The sequence below is a fragment of the Tepidanaerobacter sp. GT38 genome, assembly GCF_021991635.1.
GTDB lineage: Bacteria > Bacillota > Thermosediminibacteria > Thermosediminibacterales > Tepidanaerobacteraceae > DTU063.
The window spans coordinates 1-19,662 of the sequence record NZ_JAFFJA010000050.1 but is presented as its reverse complement, the minus strand read 5'-3'; the positions used below and the strand labels follow the sequence as shown (position 1 = coordinate 19,662).

17 protein-coding genes and 1 riboswitch are annotated in these 19,662 nt (G+C 38.4%); of the genes, 16 read left to right on the top strand and 1 reads right to left on the bottom strand.

Features of this window, described 5'->3' with window-relative positions; all coding sequences use genetic code 11:
* The first annotated feature begins 7 nt into the window (after positions 1 to 7).
* The 6 genes from JT739_RS07710 to mgtE (JT739_RS07685) all read left to right on the top strand — a co-directional run bounded on the left by JT739_RS07710 (position 8) and on the right by mgtE (JT739_RS07685) (position 7,506).
* Positions 8 to 1,687, top strand: a complete 1,680-nt coding sequence (locus JT739_RS07710) for a hydantoinase/oxoprolinase family protein (RefSeq protein WP_237660527.1) — start codon at positions 8 to 10, stop codon at positions 1,685 to 1,687.
* Entirely contained in the window at positions 1,674 to 3,002 is a 1,329-nt protein-coding gene (locus tag JT739_RS07705) for a histone deacetylase (RefSeq protein ID WP_237660526.1), read from the top strand. The genes JT739_RS07710 and JT739_RS07705 overlap by 14 nt, the downstream gene beginning before the upstream one ends.
* A gap of 269 nt (positions 3,003 to 3,271) precedes the next feature.
* Entirely contained in the window at positions 3,272 to 3,847 is a 576-nt protein-coding gene (locus JT739_RS07700; protein WP_237660525.1) for a hypothetical protein, read from the top strand.
* A 78-nt stretch (positions 3,848 to 3,925) separates the two neighbouring features.
* Positions 3,926 to 4,351: a hypothetical protein gene (locus JT739_RS07695; RefSeq protein ID WP_237660524.1), complete on the top strand. Its 426-nt coding sequence runs from the start codon at positions 3,926 to 3,928 to the stop codon at positions 4,349 to 4,351.
* Positions 4,352 to 4,451: 100 nt separating this feature from the next.
* Positions 4,452 to 4,617, top strand: a riboswitch (M-box (ykoK) riboswitch).
* Positions 4,618 to 4,780: 163 nt separating this feature from the next.
* A complete protein-coding gene (gene mgtE / locus JT739_RS07690; protein ID WP_237660523.1) occupies positions 4,781 to 6,169 on the top strand; it encodes a magnesium transporter in 1,389 nt (462 codons plus the stop codon).
* Positions 6,166 to 7,506, top strand: a complete 1,341-nt coding sequence (mgtE, locus tag JT739_RS07685; protein WP_237660522.1) for a magnesium transporter — start codon at positions 6,166 to 6,168, stop codon at positions 7,504 to 7,506. Before mgtE (JT739_RS07690) ends, mgtE (JT739_RS07685) begins: the two co-directional genes overlap by 4 nt.
* 50 nt (positions 7,507 to 7,556) lie before the next feature.
* Here the strand turns inward: mgtE (JT739_RS07685) and JT739_RS07680 are convergent, their stop codons facing one another.
* Positions 7,557 to 7,898: a YlbF family regulator gene (locus tag JT739_RS07680; protein ID WP_237660521.1), complete on the bottom strand. Its 342-nt coding sequence runs from the start codon at positions 7,896 to 7,898 to the stop codon at positions 7,557 to 7,559.
* A 127-nt stretch (positions 7,899 to 8,025) separates the two neighbouring features.
* On the opposite strand from JT739_RS07680, the gene JT739_RS07675 reads away from it, so the two are divergent.
* The 10 genes from JT739_RS07675 to pyk all read left to right on the top strand — a co-directional run bounded on the left by JT739_RS07675 (position 8,026) and on the right by pyk (position 19,364).
* The gene (locus JT739_RS07675) at positions 8,026 to 8,760 is read left to right on the top strand and encodes a PHP domain-containing protein (protein WP_237660520.1); all 735 of its coding nucleotides are present in this window, start codon (positions 8,026 to 8,028) and stop codon (positions 8,758 to 8,760) included.
* Positions 8,761 to 8,800: 40 nt separating this feature from the next.
* Positions 8,801 to 9,673 (top strand): RNase adapter RapZ, encoded by an 873-nt coding sequence (gene rapZ, locus JT739_RS07670; RefSeq protein ID WP_237660519.1) that lies wholly within the window; start codon positions 8,801 to 8,803, stop codon positions 9,671 to 9,673.
* Between the two features lie 4 nt (positions 9,674 to 9,677).
* The gene (yvcK, locus tag JT739_RS07665; RefSeq protein WP_237660518.1) at positions 9,678 to 10,616 is read left to right on the top strand and encodes a YvcK family protein; all 939 of its coding nucleotides are present in this window, start codon (positions 9,678 to 9,680) and stop codon (positions 10,614 to 10,616) included.
* Between the two features lie 60 nt (positions 10,617 to 10,676).
* Positions 10,677 to 11,660: a DNA-binding protein WhiA gene (gene whiA, locus JT739_RS07660; RefSeq protein ID WP_237660517.1), complete on the top strand. Its 984-nt coding sequence runs from the start codon at positions 10,677 to 10,679 to the stop codon at positions 11,658 to 11,660.
* Positions 11,635 to 11,901: an HPr family phosphocarrier protein gene (locus tag JT739_RS07655; RefSeq protein ID WP_237660516.1), complete on the top strand. Its 267-nt coding sequence runs from the start codon at positions 11,635 to 11,637 to the stop codon at positions 11,899 to 11,901. The genes whiA and JT739_RS07655 overlap by 26 nt, the downstream gene beginning before the upstream one ends.
* Positions 11,902 to 11,973: 72 nt before the next feature.
* Entirely contained in the window at positions 11,974 to 13,272 is a 1,299-nt protein-coding gene (locus JT739_RS07650) for a DRTGG domain-containing protein (RefSeq protein ID WP_237660515.1), read from the top strand.
* Positions 13,273 to 13,281: 9 nt separating this feature from the next.
* Positions 13,282 to 16,704, top strand: coding sequence for a DNA polymerase III subunit alpha (locus tag JT739_RS07645; protein WP_237660514.1), 3,423 nt, complete (start codon positions 13,282 to 13,284; stop codon positions 16,702 to 16,704).
* Between the two features lie 48 nt (positions 16,705 to 16,752).
* Positions 16,753 to 16,953: a hypothetical protein gene (locus tag JT739_RS07640; protein ID WP_237660513.1), complete on the top strand. Its 201-nt coding sequence runs from the start codon at positions 16,753 to 16,755 to the stop codon at positions 16,951 to 16,953.
* A gap of 20 nt (positions 16,954 to 16,973) precedes the next feature.
* Positions 16,974 to 17,933 carry a 6-phosphofructokinase gene (pfkA, locus tag JT739_RS07635; protein WP_237660512.1) on the top strand — a complete coding sequence of 320 codons (960 nt, stop codon included), beginning with the start codon at positions 16,974 to 16,976 and terminating at the stop codon, positions 17,931 to 17,933.
* A 21-nt stretch (positions 17,934 to 17,954) separates the two neighbouring features.
* On the top strand, positions 17,955 to 19,364 hold the full coding sequence (gene pyk, locus JT739_RS07630; RefSeq protein WP_237660511.1) for a pyruvate kinase: 1,410 nt from the start codon (positions 17,955 to 17,957) through the stop codon (positions 19,362 to 19,364).
* Positions 19,365 to 19,662: the final 298 nt, after the last annotated feature.

Genomic DNA, 19,662 nt, shown 5'->3' with positions numbered 1-19,662 from the left:
AGCAAGATTGATCGTCGGACTTGATATGGGTGGAACTCACATTGATGGAGTTTTAATTCATCAAGGTGAGATTATGAAAGTAACCAAAAGTCCCACTGATCCCAGCAATATGCTAGAATCCATCTTGGAGGCCTTAAAACATTTACTGGCTGGACAAGACCCTTCGCAAATTGAGCGGATAATTTTAAGTACTACCATTTGCACTAATGCTATTGTGGAAAATAAAACAGATCCTGTAGGAATGATAATAGAGTGTGGACCCGGCCTTGCAAATGACTTTTTGCGTTGTGGCCGGGAAAATATATTTATATCAGGGTATATAGACCACAGAGGTAGAGAGGTAAGCCCTATTGATCCTGGCGAAATTCGACATGCAGTAGAAATTCTTAAAAAACACGGCATATCCGCAGTAGCAGTAACGGGCAAATTTTCTGTGCGCAACAATGAACACGAAATAAAAATCAACGAAATGATAAAAGATAAGTTTTCACCCATTACATTAGGCCATACTGTTTCGGGGAAATTAAATTTCCCGCGCCGAGTTTTTACATCATATTACAATTCTGCCGTATATACGATCTTTCAAAACTTTTGTAATAATATTCACCGTGCTCTGCAAAAACAAAGCATTAATTCTCCTGTGTTTGTCTTGAAAGCTGATGGCGGCACTATGAGTATAAAAGCCGGTGAGAAATATCCGGTAAATACCATACTGTCTGGTCCGGCAGCAAGTATTATGGGTGGCCAAGCTTTTCTTAAAACCTCCAAAGACGCAGTATTTCTTGATATTGGTGGGACTACTACAGATATTGCATTTTTAGCCGACGGTGTGCCGTTATTTGAACCTTTAGGAATAAAAATTGCCGGCTTTCCAACACTTGTTAGAGCTCTTTACAGTGTTTCCATAGGAGTAGGTGGAGATAGCAAGGTTAGTGTTGAAAAACAAAGATTAGTAATAGGCCCTGAACGGCTTGATCGACCTAAAGCCTTAGGTGGCAGATATCCCACGCCAACCGATGCTATGATAGTATTGGGACTGATGGATATCGGTGATAAAAAGAAGGCTGCTTATGCTATGAAAGAAATCGGACAGATCCTTAACCTTTCGGCAGAGTCGGCGGCAGAAAAAGTTTTGGACACGATGGCAGATATGATTAAATGCAAAGTGGACGAGTTGCTTGATGATATAAATTCACATCCGGTTTATACAGTAAAAGAACTCCTTTACGGTAAAAAGGTTAAACCCCAATTAATACAGGCCATAGGCGGGCCAGCAAAAGCCTTAGCTCCGGTTCTTGAAGAAAAATTCCGCATTCCATGCATATACCCAAAATTTTATAAAGTAGCCAATGCAGTGGGAGCCGCATTAGCACGAACTACCGCAGAAATTACAATGTTTGTAGATACTGAACAAAAAACCCTTTCAGTGCCTGAAATGGGCCTATATGAAAAAATAAGTTCGGCATATAGCCTTGAAGAATCAAAAATGCGTGCTTTGGATTTGATAAAGCAGCAATCTAGGCTGCTTGGAGCTAAAGATGATGAAATAGAAGCAGAGATATTAGAAGAGAGCAGCTTTAACATGGTGAGAGGTTTCTATACTACTGGTAAAAATATAAGGATTAGAGCCCAAACTAAACCTGGTTTAATAAGCCAGTTGTGGAGTGAGCAAAATGTTAAAAGCTGAGCACCGGTTGGGTTTAGTCTTTTTTCCCGCCTTTGACTGGGCTATCAGTCCATCACACCCTGAGCGAGAAGAAAGGCTGCTTTATACGCAGGATCAAATTTTTGAAGAAGGTATCATGGATATAGAAAATATAAAAACATATAATCCTGAGTTGGCTTCATTAAAAGACGTACAGAGGGTGCACTTTTGCGTGCCTGATGTTGAGGAAAGAGTAACAAAATCTCATTTGATCTCTGCAGGAGGAGCAATAAAAGCAGCTCATGTGGTAATGGAAAAGGAAGTCGATAAAGCATTTGCTCTTGTACGACCACCGGGTCACCATGCCCAAAGAGTAGTATATGGTGATCGAGGATTTTGCATAATCAATGTTGAAGCGATTATGCTGGAAAATCTAAGGGCAAAATACGGACCTTTGCGTATTGCAATAGTAGATACGGACTGTCATCATGGAGACGGCACTCAAGATATTTATTGGAATGATAAAAACACCCTTTTTATTTCTTTACACCAGGATGGTAGAACCCTTTATCCTGGAACGGGATTTTTGGATGAATTTGGCGGTCCCGGAGCAATAGGATACAATATAAACGTTCCTTTACCGCCGGGTACTGGAGACGAGGGTTTTTTATACGTCCTTGACAATTTGGTTTTACCAATTTTGGATGAGTTTAAACCCGATTTGGTTATAAATTCAGCGGGACAAGACAATCATTATACGGATCCACTTACAAATATGAACTTTACTGCCAGCGGTTATGCCGAATTAAATCACAGATTAAATCCTGATATAGCAGTTTTAGAAGGTGGGTATTCTATAGAAGGTGCATTGCCCTATGTAAACCTAGGAATAATCCTTGCTATGGCAGGCCTTGATTACTCGCACATTTGCGAACCTGATTTTGATGCCAAAAAATTAAAACAATCGCCCCAAATCACTGATTACATAAAAAAGCTATGTAATAATGTATATTATCGTTGGAAACAAAAAGAGCAAATTGCTCAAGAATTGCTTAAAGGGAAAGATTACATAAAAAGACAGCGGCATATATATTACGATACAGACGGCATTATGGAATATCAAACACAAATATTTAAAGTTTGTAAAAAATGTTCCGGTGTAAATATTATAGAATCTAACAGCGATATAGGAATGCCTATTTTTGCAGTAACAATACCCTATGATGCCTGCCAGTCATGTGTAGACGAAGGCTATAAAACTTTTAATGAAGCAGATGTGCAAAAATACTATAAGATATACTTGCAAGACCGCCCAAATGATGTATACTTGACTAAAAGCCCTGATCTGATAAGTTAGGTCAACTGATATAGTTGACTTAACTTTTTTTATTGTGAAACAACAAGGTTTCCAGAACCCGACAGCAATCTTTTTTTGGCGTGTCGGTTGTTTTTAGTGAATTGTAATTAGTTTTGCTGCTTGCTATTTTGAGGTTAGAGTGCTATAGCTTTTATTTTTTAGGAAACTATTAATCCCGTAAAATGAATGTAAAAATTTACCGAAAAAAGGATGAAGAACAGAACGTATAAAGGATACACTATTTATTAGGAACAAAAGGAGGTGTCAATTTGGATAATTTTAGTCTCGACACTAATTATTCAGATCAAATTTTAAAACTGGAAAATTTTGTAACCCAAAACCAATCTAGTATCAAGAATTTGAACAATCAATTAAATAATGTTCAGCAGGATTTACTTCAATTTAAAAACAATATAGAGAAAACTTTTAATGAAATTAAAAATGAACTCAACAACAGTCAAAACTTTTTAACCAAATTGGTTTTCGGAGCGAATACTAAACTAATCCAGGAGCAGATTTATTATAGGCAAATTGATTTAACAAATGAAGTACAAAAAATAAATGATACATTAGGGCAGATTTCCCAGGAAATAGATAGAATAGTAAATGAATTCCTAAAATATTTTCAACAAATTATTGCTGATTATAAAAGTGCAGATGGCAAGCTTAAGTTGATGTCACAAGCTAATCAGACAACAAGTACAGTGCCTCCTAATTATGCTAATTTGCAGCTACAACAGAGTATAAGGCAGGCAATAGACGCGTTAAACGCAGCGCGGCAAGGCATTGAACAGCAAAAAATATTTAGTGAATTAAGCAAATCCCTTGAAAATTTGCTTCAGTAATGGAAAAAATTCATATAGTAAAACTCAATCCACAGGGCATGCTAATACGGGAAGTTAAATTTTTGAGGAGGTGTTGACTTGACCCACAAAAAGGATTTTAACGATTTTTTATTGGAGAAGAAAACAGATACTGAGGTTTCTCAAGCAATAGATAACAAAATGCAAGGTGCAAACCAACAAGCTCAGGGGGGAGCAGCACAACAAAACACAAGTCAAATAAGCCAATCTCCTCAACAATTACAACAGCTTTTAAACCAGCTAAAAAATCAGGCACAGACTCAACAACAGCAGACTGATGGCAAGGTAAGTCAAGCAATACAACAAGCCATAAATGCTCTCTCTCAGGCTCAACAGAGCATTCAGGCAAACCAGGTATACTATCAAATGAATCAATTGCTTGAGCAATCAACAAAGCAGCTGGAGCAATTAAATCAACAAGTTCAACAGTCCCAACAACAGCAGCAACAGCAACAGACGCAGCAGACAAGCCAACAGCTACTATAAAAATTGTGAGGAGGCTGGAAACAACCTCCTCTTTTTGTTGAGGCTACCTTGACATATATTTCATCAAAGGATTAAAATAAAGATGAAAATAAAGTCTATATTTGCTTCCCGTTAGGTGAGGCTCCTGTGCGAATATAAGCCACTGCCCGGAAATGTCGAGAGACACCAATGGGTCAACAGGTTTTACCGGATTAAGGTAAATCTAATGTGGCTGGAACTGTGTTCCAAAGTCGCCCAGTGCTAAAACCGAGACGAGGGGAACTAATATTTTTATGCCCTTTCGTCCGGAAGGGCTTTGTTAATTTTAAGATAAAGGGGGCGGTATGGTGGACCCAGATCCTAGTCAATACTTAATAAAACATAATATTAAAGAGGTCTATCTTACCGCTGCTGCTGCGGTGTAGATGGACCTCTTGAAAAGGAGGGACAATGTTGCTTCCAAAAAAGGACATACTTCTTATTAAGCACCTCGTGCTTAATAAGAGTGCCGAAGCACATAAAATACTGGCCAATCTTCACCCGGCAGACATAGCCCAAATACTTAGTGAAATCAAAAACGGCAACAAAAAGCTGTTTTTTCAAATGATGACAAGTTCTAAGGCTGCAGAAGTATTGGAAGAATTTGAGCCTCATGATCGGCTTTCCATCATTGAAGAGATGACCGAGGCAGAAACCATAAAAATTTTGGAAAACATGTCAGTAGATGAAATTATAGACCTTTTTCAAGAAATGCCTACGGCCCAGGCTGAAAGTCTTTTGAGAAAGCTTCCCAAAGAAGACTATGAGGAGCTAAAATCCCTTCTTAAAATGGCAGAAGATACCGCCGGCGGCCTTATGACTACGGACTACGTATATGTTTTTTCAGACGCCACTGTTAGTCAGGCTATTTCAGATGTGCGCCAGTTTGGCAATAAAGCAGAAACAATTTATTACATCTATGTGGTTGACAACAACAAACATCTAAAAGGGGTACTGTCTTTAAGAGAACTGATTACAGCTCCAAGGGACAAAAAAATTGAAGAGATAATGCATACAAATGTCGTATCCGTAAATGTGGATAAGGATCAGGAAGAAGTAGCTAAAATCATATCCAAATATTCTCTACTTGCTGTTCCGGTGGTGAATGAATCAAATCGGCTGCTGGGCATCGTAACGGTTGACGATGCAATGGAGGTATTGGAGGAAGAAGACACCGAAGACATTCACAGGCTAGCAGGTATTACTCCTGAAGAAGATATAGCTTTTTCAAAGACTATTTGGGGTGCTTCAAGGAAGCGGATTTTGTGGCTTGTCGTATGCCTTATAGGCGACTTGTTATCAGGCAAAGTTATAGATGGGTTTTCTCATGTACTTGAGTCTGTGGTTGCCTTGGCCTTTTTCATTCCGGTCCTTATGGCCACAGGCGGAAATGTAGGCACTCAATCACTGGCATTATCTGTTCGCAGTATGGCTACAGAAGAATTGACCAGAAAGAATTTATTCCGATTTATCGCAGGAGAAACTCTGGCAGGCTTACAACTTGGTGTAATATGTGGAGCAATAGTATCAATTCTAGCATATGTATGGCAAAATAATGCTCAGTTAAGTATGGCTGTAGGCCTTTCAATGGGCCTTTCCTTAATACTTGCATCACTAATAGGAATTCTTGTGCCTTTAATATTTCGCATTTTAAATATTGATCCCGCTGTGGCCTCCGGTCCTTTCATAACCACAATTGTGGATATATCAACCCTTGCAATATATTTTACAATTTCAACTCATCTTATTGACGTAATCTCACCGGCTGTTGTCAGCACCGTAAAGGAGGTGCTGGCATGAGTCAAATTGAACAAATTCAAGCTGCTCTAGAAGAAAAAAATTATGACCAATTAAACTCGATACTTGAGCAATATCATCCTGTTGATATAGCCCAAATAATTGAAGAGCTTTCAGAAGATGAAAGCATAAATCTGTTTTCAGCATTAGAATTCGATGCTGCCCTTCAGGTTTTAGAAGAAATAGACTCGCACAGAAAATACTTTATTTTGACAAATGTAGAACACAGTTATGCACGTAAGCTCATCCGGGAAATGCCAGTAGATGATGTGGCAGACTTGCTGGGTGATTTAGAAGATCAAGAAAAAAGACGAATACTATCTCTACTAGGAGAAAACAAGCAGACTGACTTAATAGATTTATTGGCCTATGCAAAAAACTCTGCCGGAGGCCGAATGACAACAGAATATGTTGCATTCCCCAAAGAGGAAAGGGCCAAAGATGTCCTAAACAAATTGGCAGAGATGGCCATTGATGCAGAGACAATCTATTATGTTTATGCGGTAGATTCTCAGGGAAGACTTGTAGGCGTCGTTTCGCTTCGTGATTTAATTTTAGCTCCGGAGGAAACTCCTATTGAAGATTTTATGCAGACAGATGTAAAAAAAGTAAACGCCTTACAGGACCAGGAAGAAGTCGCAAGACTTATTAAAAAATACGGTTTTTTGGCACTACCAGTTGTAGACGATGACGATGTCCTGTTAGGCATAGTTACTGTTGATGATGCGATGACGGTAGTTGAAGAAGAAACCACAGAAGACATACTGAAGTTATCAGGATCTAATGCAGATGAGCGAATTGATGTGGGAGAGGTTTCACCCTGGGCACGAGCAAAGCGCAGGCTGCCGTGGATTTTATTAGCTATAGCTGGCGAGATTATTTCAGGCAGGGTCATTGATGACTTTTCTGCTGCTTTACAGACTATAGTGGCTTTGTCGTTTTTTATTCCAGTACTTATGGATATGGGTGGAAATGTAGGTACACAGTCCGCAGCTATTATGGTAAGAGGGCTTGCCACCGGAGAAATGAACACTTCCTCCATAGCAAAAAATGTTCTTCGAGAAGCTACCGTTGGGATAATTTTAGGAATTGCAAACGGGTTTTTGGTGGCTGCTATAACATATACCTGGCAAGGTGAAATGTTATTGGGCGTTGTAGTAGGACTCGCAATGATCTTTAATCTAACCCTTGCCGCCATGTTAGGTGCATTTATTCCCCTTGTATGGTACAAACTGGGGCATGATCCTGCCGTAGCTTCAGGGCCGTTGGTAACCTCCATCCTTGATATTGTAGGGCTTTTTGTCTATTTTTCTACTGCTACATGGATTTTAAAGCTTTGAATTGGTGATAAGCCGCCAGACTTCAAGAACTTGGAAGTCTGGCGATATTTTTATTTGTCTAAATCTATGTCCAGATCTATCCCTTTCATAATTATGTTTTGAATATCTGAAAACAACACAGCAAATCGTTCTTCTGCTTCTAAATAACGTTTTAACAGTGAATTGTGGGAAATAATATTGTATAGATTTTGTAGCATTTTTTCAGCTTCATCGGCAGGTTTTCCTGTAAGCTTAAGGGTCTGTACCTCAATTTGTTTGCTTCTTAGGTCTTTTAACATTTTTTCCGCTTGAGCATCTTGTTTTAGACTTTCTTTTGCTCTCTTAAACTCTATGTACTCGGGACATTCAATTAAACTCCTTGCAAGCTGATGTGCAGCGTCATAGACGTTCATACAACAGCCTCCTTAACATCAAAGCTTCTAGTTTAATTATAGCAAATCTTAAGCGTTTACCAAGCCTAATTTTTTTCTCATAGATTTTACAGATGATATATATTATACTGTTATAAGGAGGACTTTTATGAAAATATGGGCCGATTACCATACGCATACTAGATACAGCCATGGTACAGGCACAATCGAACAAAATGTAAAGGCAGCTATTGAAAAAGGGCTACGCGCTGTTGGAATTTCTGAACACGGCCCCGGCAACATAGGCCTACGCATAAAGCTTAAAGATTTTTACAAAATGCGCGATGAGATAGAGAGATTAAAGTCAAAATATAAAAATATAAAGATACTTTTAGGCTGTGAAGCAAATGTAATAAGTCTCGACGGCGACTTAGACATTCCCAATGAGGTTCTTTCGATACTTGATTATACAATGGTAGGCTTGCATCCTTTAATCTGGCCACGCAGCTTTAAAGATGGTCTTAGTCTCCTTTTTGAAAATGTCCTCGCTAGGGCGGTAGGAAGTAATTGGCTTTTGGAAAAGGTCATGAGGCAAAATACTCTAGCCCTTATAAGAGCAATTAGCAAAAACAAAATAAAAATTATTACTCATCCAGGGCTACACCTGCCTATAGACACTGCTAAACTGGCACAAGCTGCTGCCAAATATGGTACGGCGCTTGAGATTAATGCGGGCCACGGATACATGACAAAAGAGTATATTGCGATCGCTAAAGCTTGTGGAGCAAAATTTGCAATTGGCAGCGATGCACATCACCCTAAAAATGTGGGTAATTTTAAAAGGGCCTTGGAGATCGTTAAAGAAGTGGGATTAAGTGAAGATGACATAATCAACGCTGAATAATTTGTTGAGAGATTGGAGCTAATGTAAAGGGGTGAAACATATGAATGATTTAAAGCTTATGATTATTACAGGCCTTTCCGGGGCAGGCAAGACACTTGCTATGAGAGTATTTGAGGATCATGGCTATTTTTGCGTAGATAATCTACCACCTGCCTTAATTCCTACTTTTATCGAACTTTGCAGTCAGAGTATAAAACGAATCAGCAAGATAGCTTTAGTTATAGATATCAGGGGCGGAGGTTTTTTTGACAAGCTTTTTGAAAGTTTAAAGGAAATTTCGGACTTAGGATTTGATTATGAAATATTGTTTTTAGAAGCTTCAGATGAAGTGCTTATAAAACGGTACAAAGAAAGTCGCCGGCGCCATCCGTTAGCACTTGAAGGACGTATTGTCGAAGGCATAACTTCCGAACGACAGATAATGTCGAAACTGCGTGAAGCGGCAGATTATATAATTGATACTTCCTTTAAAAAACCCTCAGAGCTTAAAGAAGAAATTATTATGAGATTTATTGAGCGGGAGAAAGAGGAACAGCTCATAATAAATCTGGTATCATTTGGCTTTAAACAGGGAATTCCTTTAGACGCAGATCTGATTTTTGATGTGAGATTTATACCAAATCCTTACTATATAGAAGATCTACGGCCATACTCAGGTAAAGACCAAAAAGTAAGAGATTTTGTGATGAAATGGCCTGAAAGCAGACAATTTCTCAAAATGTTATTTGATATGATACAATATCTCATCCCATATTATATAAGAGAAGGTAAGGTTCAGTTGGTGATAGGAATTGGCTGTACCGGGGGAAGACATCGCTCTGTAGTATTTGCAAATGAAATAGCAGCAATGTTAAAGGCGAGCCATCATAGAGTCATTGTGGATCATAGAGACATAAATAAAGATCGGAGTTGAAACTATGTTTCCTAAAATAGTATGTTTAGGGGGAGGCACTGGCCTTCCTAATCTACTCAGAGGTTTAAAGTTCTATACAGATAGTCTGACAGCTATTGTAACTGTAGCAGATGACGGAGGAAGCTCAGGTAGACTTAGAGACGAGCTAAAGATACCTCCACCTGGAGATATTAGAAATTGTCTATTAGCTCTTGCCTATACTGAACCCCTTATGGAGCAGTTATTTCAGTATCGTTTTAGCAGCGGTACTTTAAAAGGGCACAGTTTTGGAAATTTATTTTTAGCTGCTATGACAGAAATGTTAGGCGACTTTGAACTTGCCATAAAGGAGTCAAGTAAGGTCCTTGCTGTTAAGGGAACAGTTTTACCTTCAACTTTAGATGATGTTATTTTAGAAGCTGTGTATGAAGACGGTGACAAAGCGAGTGGTGAGTCTCAAATTCCTAATTCAAGAAAGCGAATTAAACAGATATTGTTAAAACCTTCTGATGCCAAACCTTTAGATGAGGCTTTGGATGCTATACAAGCAGCCGATGCCATAATATTAGGTCCAGGGAGCCTTTACACAAGTTTAATTCCAAATCTTCTCGTAAAAGATATCACTTTAGCCATATCAAAATCAAAGGCAAAAAAAATTTATGTGGTAAATGTAATGACACAGCCAGGAGAGACTGATGGATATTCAGCTTCAGATCATGTTAAAGCTGTTGTTAATCATTCAAGTCCCGATGTGATAGATTCTGTAATCATCAATTCAGGCCAAATTCCAGATTATCTATTGTCGCGCTATTTGTTAGATGGGGCTACCCCTGTTGAGTGTGACAGAGAAGTTATAGAGGCAATGGGATATAAAGTCGTTACGGCTTCTGTGATAAATCCTACTGATGTGGTGCGCCACAGCCCAGAATTGTTGTCAAAAGTTATTATGGAATTAATTAAATAGATATTGATATTATTGAAGGTTTTTAAAAATTTATGTAGAATTAAGGAATGAGGTGAGGGTGTGTCTTTTTCTTATGATGTCAAAGAAGAGTTATCCCGTCAACCCTCCGAAAGCTGTTGCCAGAAAGCAGAGCTGGCGGCGCTTGTTCAAATGGCCGGAACTATTAGAATAGTGGGCGGTGAAAAGAAGGTATTACTTCAAGTTCAAACTGTACACCCCCCTACAGCTCGAAGAGTTTACAGGCTATTTCGCAAAAATTTTCCATCTCCTATTCAGATTGCCGTTAAAAGAAATAGTTTTTTGAAGGATAAAAGATTGTACATCATTACAATTGATACGAAATATTGTAAAAGTCTATTAGAGGAACTTGGAATAATACCCCAAAAAGAAAGCATAGAGCTTAATAAAGCTATTATGAATCAAAACTTAATAAAAAAAGACTGTTGCAAAAGGTCTTTTTTGCGGGGAGCTTTTTTGGGCGGTGGTTCCATTAGCAATCCCAAGGGGCCTTATCATATGGAATTTGTAACCCAAGATGAAGATATGGCTAAGACTTTAATTAAAATTATTGATTATTTTGGCTTAAAGTCAAATGTTGTTGAGCGCAAAACCAGTTATATGATTTACCTAAAAGATGGGGACCATATTTCAGACATTCTTGGGCTTATGGGCGCACATAATAGTCTTTTAAAATATGAAGATGTTAGGGTATTAAAAGACATGCGAAACAGCGTCAATCGCATAGTAAACTGTGAAACGGCCAACCTCAACAAGACCATAGATGCTTCGGTTAGGCAAATCGCAAGTATTAATTATTTTAAGGAAAACAACCTCTTTGATAAATTACCCGAAAAACTAAGACAGATTGCGGAACTCAGGCTTGAATATCCGGATTTGAGTTTAAAAGAATTAGGTCAAATGATGGACCCAGTTTTGGGCAAATCCGGAGTGAGTTATAGATTAAAAAAAATTGAAGACTTAGCTTCCAAATTACAGTCTACGAAAGGGGAATTATCTAATGTTTCAACAAAACGTAATCGTTAAAAACAAAACAGGGCTTCATGCAAGACCCGCAGCACTTTTTGTTCAAACAGCCAACAAATTCAAGTCCGAAATTTTTATAGAAAAGCAGGGCAAAAAGGTAAACGCTAAAAGTATTATGGGTGTTATGTCTCTTGCAGTAAGCCAGGGAACTGAGATTACTATATCCGCTCAAGGTGAAGATGAACAAGATGCAGTAAAAAAATTAGTGGAACTAATAGAAAGTAAATTTGGTGAGGAATAAATTTAAAAGCTACCGTGACACCGTGACGGTAGCTTTTAACTTGAGTATAATGGTTCAAAGGTGGATTGTGTTATGACAAAACACGCCCGAATAATTGAATACATCAAAAATTTAAAAGTAGGCACCAAGATATCAGTTAGGCAGCTGGCAAGTCATTTAGATGTAAGTGAGGGTACAGCATATAGAGCTATTAAAGACGCCCAGCTGGCTGGTTATGTTTGTACAATGCCTAGACAAGGTACTATTCGCATAGAAAAAAAGACCGATGAAGCAATAATACATTTATCTTTTGCAGAAGTTGCAAATATTGTAGAAGGCAGTGTTCTAGGCGGAAAAACCGGCCTCCATAAGACCCTTAGCAAGTTCCTTATAGGTGCTATGGAAGTAAAAGAAATGGACAAGTTTATTGAGCCTGAAAGCCTTTTAATAGTTGGCAACCGCAAAGATGCACAAATGCTTGCTTTGAAATTGGGGGCTGCAGTGCTGGTAACCGGTGGGTTTGGCGTAGATGATGAAGTTATAAAGCTTGCAGACAAAACCGGACTGCCACTACTTTCCTCATCATATGATACTTTTACAGTAGCTACTATTATAAACAGGGCTCTTTATAAGAGATTAGTGAGAAAAGATGTGGTCAGAGTTAAAGATGCTATGGTTCCAGATCCTGATTATTTAACTATAGATGCTACTGTTGGTGATTGGCGAAAGTTGTACAAAGCCACAAGACACAGCAAATTTCCCGTTGTCAACAAAGACATGAGAGTCTGCGGTATTGTTACCAATAATGATATTTCTAGTCTAGATGACAATGTTTTAATAAAGGATATAATGAGCAAAGACCCAATAGTACTTACAAAAGATACCCCTATTGCCCATGCAACGCGATTGATGGTGTGGGAAGATATAAAGCTCATACCAGTAGTGGAGAACAAAAAACTGGTAGGAATTCTGACCAAAAAAGATGCTATAAAAGCCTTCCAACAATTGAGTTTTCAACCTCAAATAGGCGAAACCGTAGATGGTATAGTCATGAATCGATTTTCTTTGACCAAAATCGAAAATGGAGTAAGGCTCAGAGGTAAGACAGATCCTGTCATGTTAAACCCACAGGGCGTCGCAAGCAGTGGAGCACTTATGACCATTATGGCTAATGCGGGTTCTGAAGTGTTTAGAGTGCAAAAGAGGCTGGATACTGTCTTGGATAGTTGCACAGTATATTTTACAAAACCCGTTCAATTGGAACAGGATATAGAAGTTGAAGCCAAAATAATTGATATGGGCCGAAAGTCTGGAAAAGCTGAAATAAATGTAATCTACGAAGGAAATTTAGTTGCTAAATCTATCATTTCTGTGAGGGTAATTGACAGGTAGGTGAGTTCCGTGGGAGATTTTGTACATTTACACGTTCACACAAATTACAGTCTCTTGGACGGTGCTTGCGAAATAGACAAGCTGGCTAGACGCCTGTCAGAGCTGGGCATGGAAAGCTGTGCTATTACCGACCACGGAGTAATGTATGGCGTAATAGATTTTTATAAAACCATGCATTCCTACGGCATAAAACCAATTATTGGCTCTGAAGTATATGTAGCAGAGCGAACCATGCACGATAAAGAGCCCGGTGTTGATGAAGAACAGTACCATTTAGTGCTTTTGGCAAAAGATAATCAAGGTTATAAAAACCTGATGAAACTCGTTTCACTGGGGTTCACCGAAGGTTTTTATTATAAGCCTAGAGTTGACATGTCGGTTATCGCCAAATATTCAGAAGGTCTTATTGCATTAAGCGCTTGTCTTGCTGGCAAGATTCCTTCTTTACTTTTAAAAGGTAATTACGAAGGGGCAAAAAGCACTGCTTTACAGTTTAAATCGATTTTTGGAGATGATAATTTTTTCATAGAAGTTCAGGATCACGGCCTCTTGGATCAGCGGAAAATAATTAATGACCTGATTAGCTTGAGCCAGGAAACCGGAATTCCTTTAGTTGCTACAAATGATGTTCATTATATTCAAAAAGATGATGCCCTTGCACAAGATGTACTGTTGTGCATACAAACAGGAAAGACTTTGGACGATGAAAATCGAATGAGATTTGAAAGTTCTGAGTTTTATTTAAAGTCTTCTGATGAGATGGCAAGTCTTTTTTCGTATATTCCTGAAGCTATTGAAAATACCGTTAAAATAGCCGAAAGGTGTAACGTGACTTTGGATTTTGGTACCATACATTTGCCAAGCTTTCAAGTTCCAGATGGATATACCCAAGACGAATATCTGGAACAACTTTGTTACAAAGGGGCTAGAGAAAGATTTCCAGAAATAACATCGGAAATAAAAGAAAGACTGGATTATGAACTTGATACTATAAAAAAAATGGGGTATTCCAGTTACTTTTTAATTGTGTGGGATTTTATCAACTATGCCAGGCAAAAGGGCATAATGGTGGGACCCGGAAGAGGGTCAGCTGCTGGTAGCCTGGTTGCTTATTGTTTATATATTACAAATATTGACCCGCTAAAGTATAATCTTCTGTTTGAACGCTTTTTAAATCCAGAAAGAATATCCATGCCCGATATAGATGTGGATTTTTGTTATGAGCGCAGGCAGGAGGTCATAGACTATGTGGTCCAAAAGTATGGCCAAGATAGAGTAGCTCAAATCGTAACATTCGGTACCATGGCAGCTAGGGCTGCCATACGAGATGTAGGACGAGTCATGGGGTATCCTTATGCTGAAGTAGATAAAATTGCAAAAATGGTACCTGCAGAACTTGGAATAACTATTGAAAATGCCCTGTCATTAAATCCGGAGCTAAAAAAGCTATACGATGAAAATGAGAGAGTAAAGCGGCTTATTGATATAGCGAAAGCCCTTGAAGGTTTTCCACGGCACGCTTCAACCCATGCAGCAGGTGTGGTCATATCCAAAGATCCAATTGTTGAACATGTTCCTTTACATAAGCTAGGCGACTCAAATATAACGACACAGTATACCATGACTGCCCTTGAAGAGCTGGGGCTTTTAAAAATGGACTTTTTAGGTCTGCGGACCCTTACGGTGATAAGGGATGCTATTAACATTATCCGTCGCACCAAAAATAAAGATATAAATCTAGATAAACTTCCTTTAAATGATAAAAAAGTATATGAGATGCTGAGCCAAGGAAATACGGCCGGGGTTTTTCAATTGGAAAGTTCCGGCATGAGAAATTTGCTTACAGAGTTAAAACCGGAAACCTTTCAGGATGTTGTAGCAATTATTGGCCTATACCGTCCAGGGCCTCTCGGCAGTGGTGCTGCTGACGATTTTATAAAAAGCAAAAACGGCCTAAAACCCATTAAATATTTACATCCAAAGTTAGAACCTATTTTATCCGAAACCTATGGTATCATTCTCTATCAAGAACAGGCCATGAAAATTGCTCAGGAGTTGGCCGGTTTTTCGTTGGCACAGGCGGATATTTTGAGAAAAGCCATGGGCAAAAAGAAGCAGGACGTCATGGCTGCCCAAAGGGAATCTTTCATAAACGGCTGTATAAAAAACGGTATAGACAAAATAACGGCTGGTAAAATTTTCGATGAAATTTCGTATTTTGCCGGTTACGGTTTTAATAAAGCCCACACAGCCGCTTATGCAGTTATAGCGTATCAGACGGCATACTTAAAGGCTCACTTTCCCGTTGAATATATGGCAGCGCTTTTAACTAGTGTTATGGACAACACCGATAAAGTGGCGTATTATATAAATGAGTGTCGTCACATGGGTATAGAGGTCTTGCCTCCGGATATAAATGAAAGCTACGAAGCCTTTACGGTAGTATCGGACAAAATACGCTTTGGCCTTACTGCAGTAAAAAATGTAGGACAAAATGTAGCAAAAGCTATTATTCAAGCCAGGAAAGAAAAAGGCAGGTTTACCTCGCTAGCAGATTTTATAGAAAAAGTTTCCGGAGAAGTTAACAAAAAGGCTTTAGAAAGTTTAATAAAAAGCGGTGCTTTTACATCTTTGGGAGCAAAACGCTCACAACTTCTAAGTATTTACGAAGAAACATTTGCAAGGGTTCAAAAACAGCAAAAACAAAACATGAAAAATCAAATATCCCTTTTCCAAATGCTAGACGATGTTTCTATAGCACAAGAGACTTTACCTGACTTACCCGAATATTCAACTAGCGAGCTACTTGCAATGGAGAAGGAAATGCTTGGTATATACGTTAGCGGTCATCCTTTATCTGAATACAAAAGTGAACTTGCAAAAAATGTTACTTATTACATCGCAGATAAGGATAAGGTAAACAGCGTAAAAGATAATGAAGAAGTAGTAATAGGCGGCATTATAACCGGAATTATTACAAAAACCACTAAAGATGAAAAAATTATGGCTTTTGTAAATATAGAGGATCTAACCGGGAATATGGAAGCTATAGTTTTTCCCACAGTATTTGAAAAATACAAAAACTTATTGCTTCCCGATTCCAAAGTGTATATAAAAGGCAGAATTAATTGTAAAGAAGATGAGGCACCGAAATTGATTGTGGAAGAAGTAAGACCTTTAGACAAAGACATCATGGGAGGCGTAGTTGTTTTTATAGTTTCAAATAAAGATAACATAAATGTAAATGAAGTTAAAGAAGTTATATCTAATAATTTGGGAAACTCCCAGGTTGTTATATACGTTAAAGAGACAGCAAAAAGTTTCCTATTAGACAAAAAAATAGACGCATCTGTTGATAATTTAAACCTATTGGCTAAAAGAACAGGTTTGAGAAATTATGTATTTTGGGATAAATTTATGGTAAAGAGCTAGTAAATACGTTTTGTTTTTAATAAAACCACTAAAAGGAGGCCGGTCGGTTTGTGGGCAGTAATATATATTGCTACTGATAGAGAAACAGCTGATAGGGTAGCAAAGGCAATAAAGGAAGAAGGCATACTGGTGAAGACCAGAGAAGTTATGAAAAGCAAAAGACGCGGTTGTTGCATAGAAATTATTGTCCCCGAATCTGAGGCTCAAGAGGCTCAAAATGTAATTTTGGAGAAGAACCTTTTAACCTGAAAGGAGAGAAAATATATACTATGAAGAGAATTGGAATAATTACCAGTGGCGGGGATGCACCTGGAATGAACGCAGCTGTTAGAGCTATAGTTCGAAAAGCAGCCCATTATGGCATAGAAGTTTATGGTGTTCACAGAGGCTTTATGGGACTTATTAATTCTGATTTTGTTAAGCTCGATATTAGCTCGGTAGGTGATATATTACATCGAGGCGGAACAATACTGCTTACTGCCAGGTGTGATGAATTTAAAACAAAAGAAGGTCAAGAAAAGGCTTTAAAAAACTTAGAGGCTTTCGGTATTGAGGGCGTTGTAGTCATAGGAGGAGATGGTTCCCTAAGAGGTGCAAATGTCCTATCTAATATGGGCATTCCAACTATTGGTATTCCAACCACCATCGACAATGATATAGCTTTTACTGACAACTGTATAGGTTTTGATACTGCTGTTAATACGGTTGTTGATGCTCTAAACAAAGTTAGAGATACCGCTACATCTCATGAAAGAACATTTGTCGTAGAAGTTATGGGCAGAAATGCCGGCCATTTAGCTCTATACACTGGTCTCGCAAGTGGCGCAGAAGCTATCTTGGTGCCGGAGATACCTTTTGATTTAGACGCTATTTGTGAAAAAATTAAATCAGGCTACAAAAGAGGAAAGTTACACAGCATTATAGTTGTTGCAGAAGGCGCTGCAAGTAGTATTGAAGTAGGCAAGGTGATCAAAGAAAAGACCAATTTAGAAACAAGGGTTATCATACTTGGCCATTTGCAAAGAGGAGGCACCCCTACAGCCTATGACAGGATATTAGCAAGCCGTTTTGGTGGAAAAGCGGTTGATTTGTTAAAAGAAAATGTAAAAGATAAGATGATTGGTTTAATAAATGGGGAGCTAGTTTTAACAGATATAGATAGAGTACTTTCGACTCCAAAACCATTAGATATGGAACTATACCAACTGGCTGATATACTGTCATTATAAGTGTAAAGGGAAGGGATTGCAATGCTTAGGACAAAAATTATATGCACCCTTGGTCCTTCCAGTGAAGATAAGCAGACAATAAAGCAACTGATTAAGGCAGGCATGAATATAGCACGAATCAACCTGTCACACGGAACCCATGATGAGCATAGAAAAAGAATTAATGCACTGAAAGAGGTTTGTGGAGAATTAAAAGTTAATGTGGCCTTATTACTTGATACTAAAGGTCCTGAAATAAGATTGGGGACTTTTTATGGAGGAAAAATTACTCTAAAAAAGGGTCAGGAATTTATACTTACTTCTAAACCCTTAATTGGGGATGAAAAAATAGCTTTTATTAATTTTGATAATATCGCAAAAACAGTTGAGCCAGGTGAAAAAATACTTTTGTCAGATGGTCTAATAGAGCTTTGTGTAAAAAAGATAGAAGGGGAAAATGTCATCTGCACAGTCTTAAATAGCGGAGAAATAGGTGACAGGCAGGGCGTAAATATCCCTAACAAATCATTGCCTTTACCAGCATTGACACAAAGGGATATAGAAGATTTACAGTTTGCTGTAAAGGTGGGTGCAGACTTTGTAGCAGCTTCTTTTGTTCGAAAAGCTGATGATGTGCGGGAAATAAGGCGAGTATTAGATAAAAACGGCGGCAGTGATATACACATAATTGCAAAAATAGAAAATCAGGAAGGTATAAACAATATAGACGAAATAATTGATGTAGCAGACGGCATTATGATAGCCCGTGGAGACTTAGGTGTTGAAATTCCGGTTCAAGAAGTGCCTTTAGTTCAGAAACAGATTATTTCCAAATGCAATATTGCAGGAAAACCGGTTATCACTGCTACGCAGATGCTTGATTCCATGATAAGAAATCCAAGACCTACAAGGGCTGAAGCTACGGACGTTGCCAATGCTATCTTTGATGGTACCGATGCTATCATGCTGTCGGGTGAGACCGCTGCAGGTAAATATCCGGTAGAAGCAGCGACAATGATGGCTAAAATTGCGGAAAAGGCAGATATCGCCGCACTCGAAGCTGGAAAGCAAAGACAGATTACTGTAAAATCCATAACCGATGCTATAAGCCATGCCACGTGTTCAATTGCTTCTGAGCTTGGAGCAAAAGCCATTATCACTTCTACCAAATCTGGATATACAGCTAGAGCAGTGGCAAAGTTTAGGCCAAAAGCCCCCATTATAGCTGTAACTTATAATGAGAAAGTCATAAAGACACTTCAGCTTATACGAGGTGTGATGCCTCTTAAAGTAAATAAAACATCAACAACCGACGAAATGTTTCACGAAGCATTAAAAGGGGCAGTGACTTCTGGAATGGTTAAAAGCGGTGATCTGGTTGTAATAACAGCTGGAGTACCTGTTAATGTGACTGGCACCACAAACCTGATTCGGGTGCACGTGGTAGATTAATGATTTCTCATGGACTAATATCCTGTAATCTATTTTTTAAAGTTAATATAGGTTCAACAAAAGAACTGCAAAAGTTACTTCCACTCCATAAAATCTAGGGGTGGAATTTACTTTTTCAAATAACGAATCTCTGGCTCATCTATACAAATTATTAAAAAGCCTCTGTCAATAATCTTTGAAAATGTCACCTAAAAGGCGTGATTTTTATTCAGTGAAAATGTCACCTTTGGCATAAAATAAAAACAACAAAACACGTTACAAATTTATTAAATATTGTATTTAACAGCAAAAGAAAAAA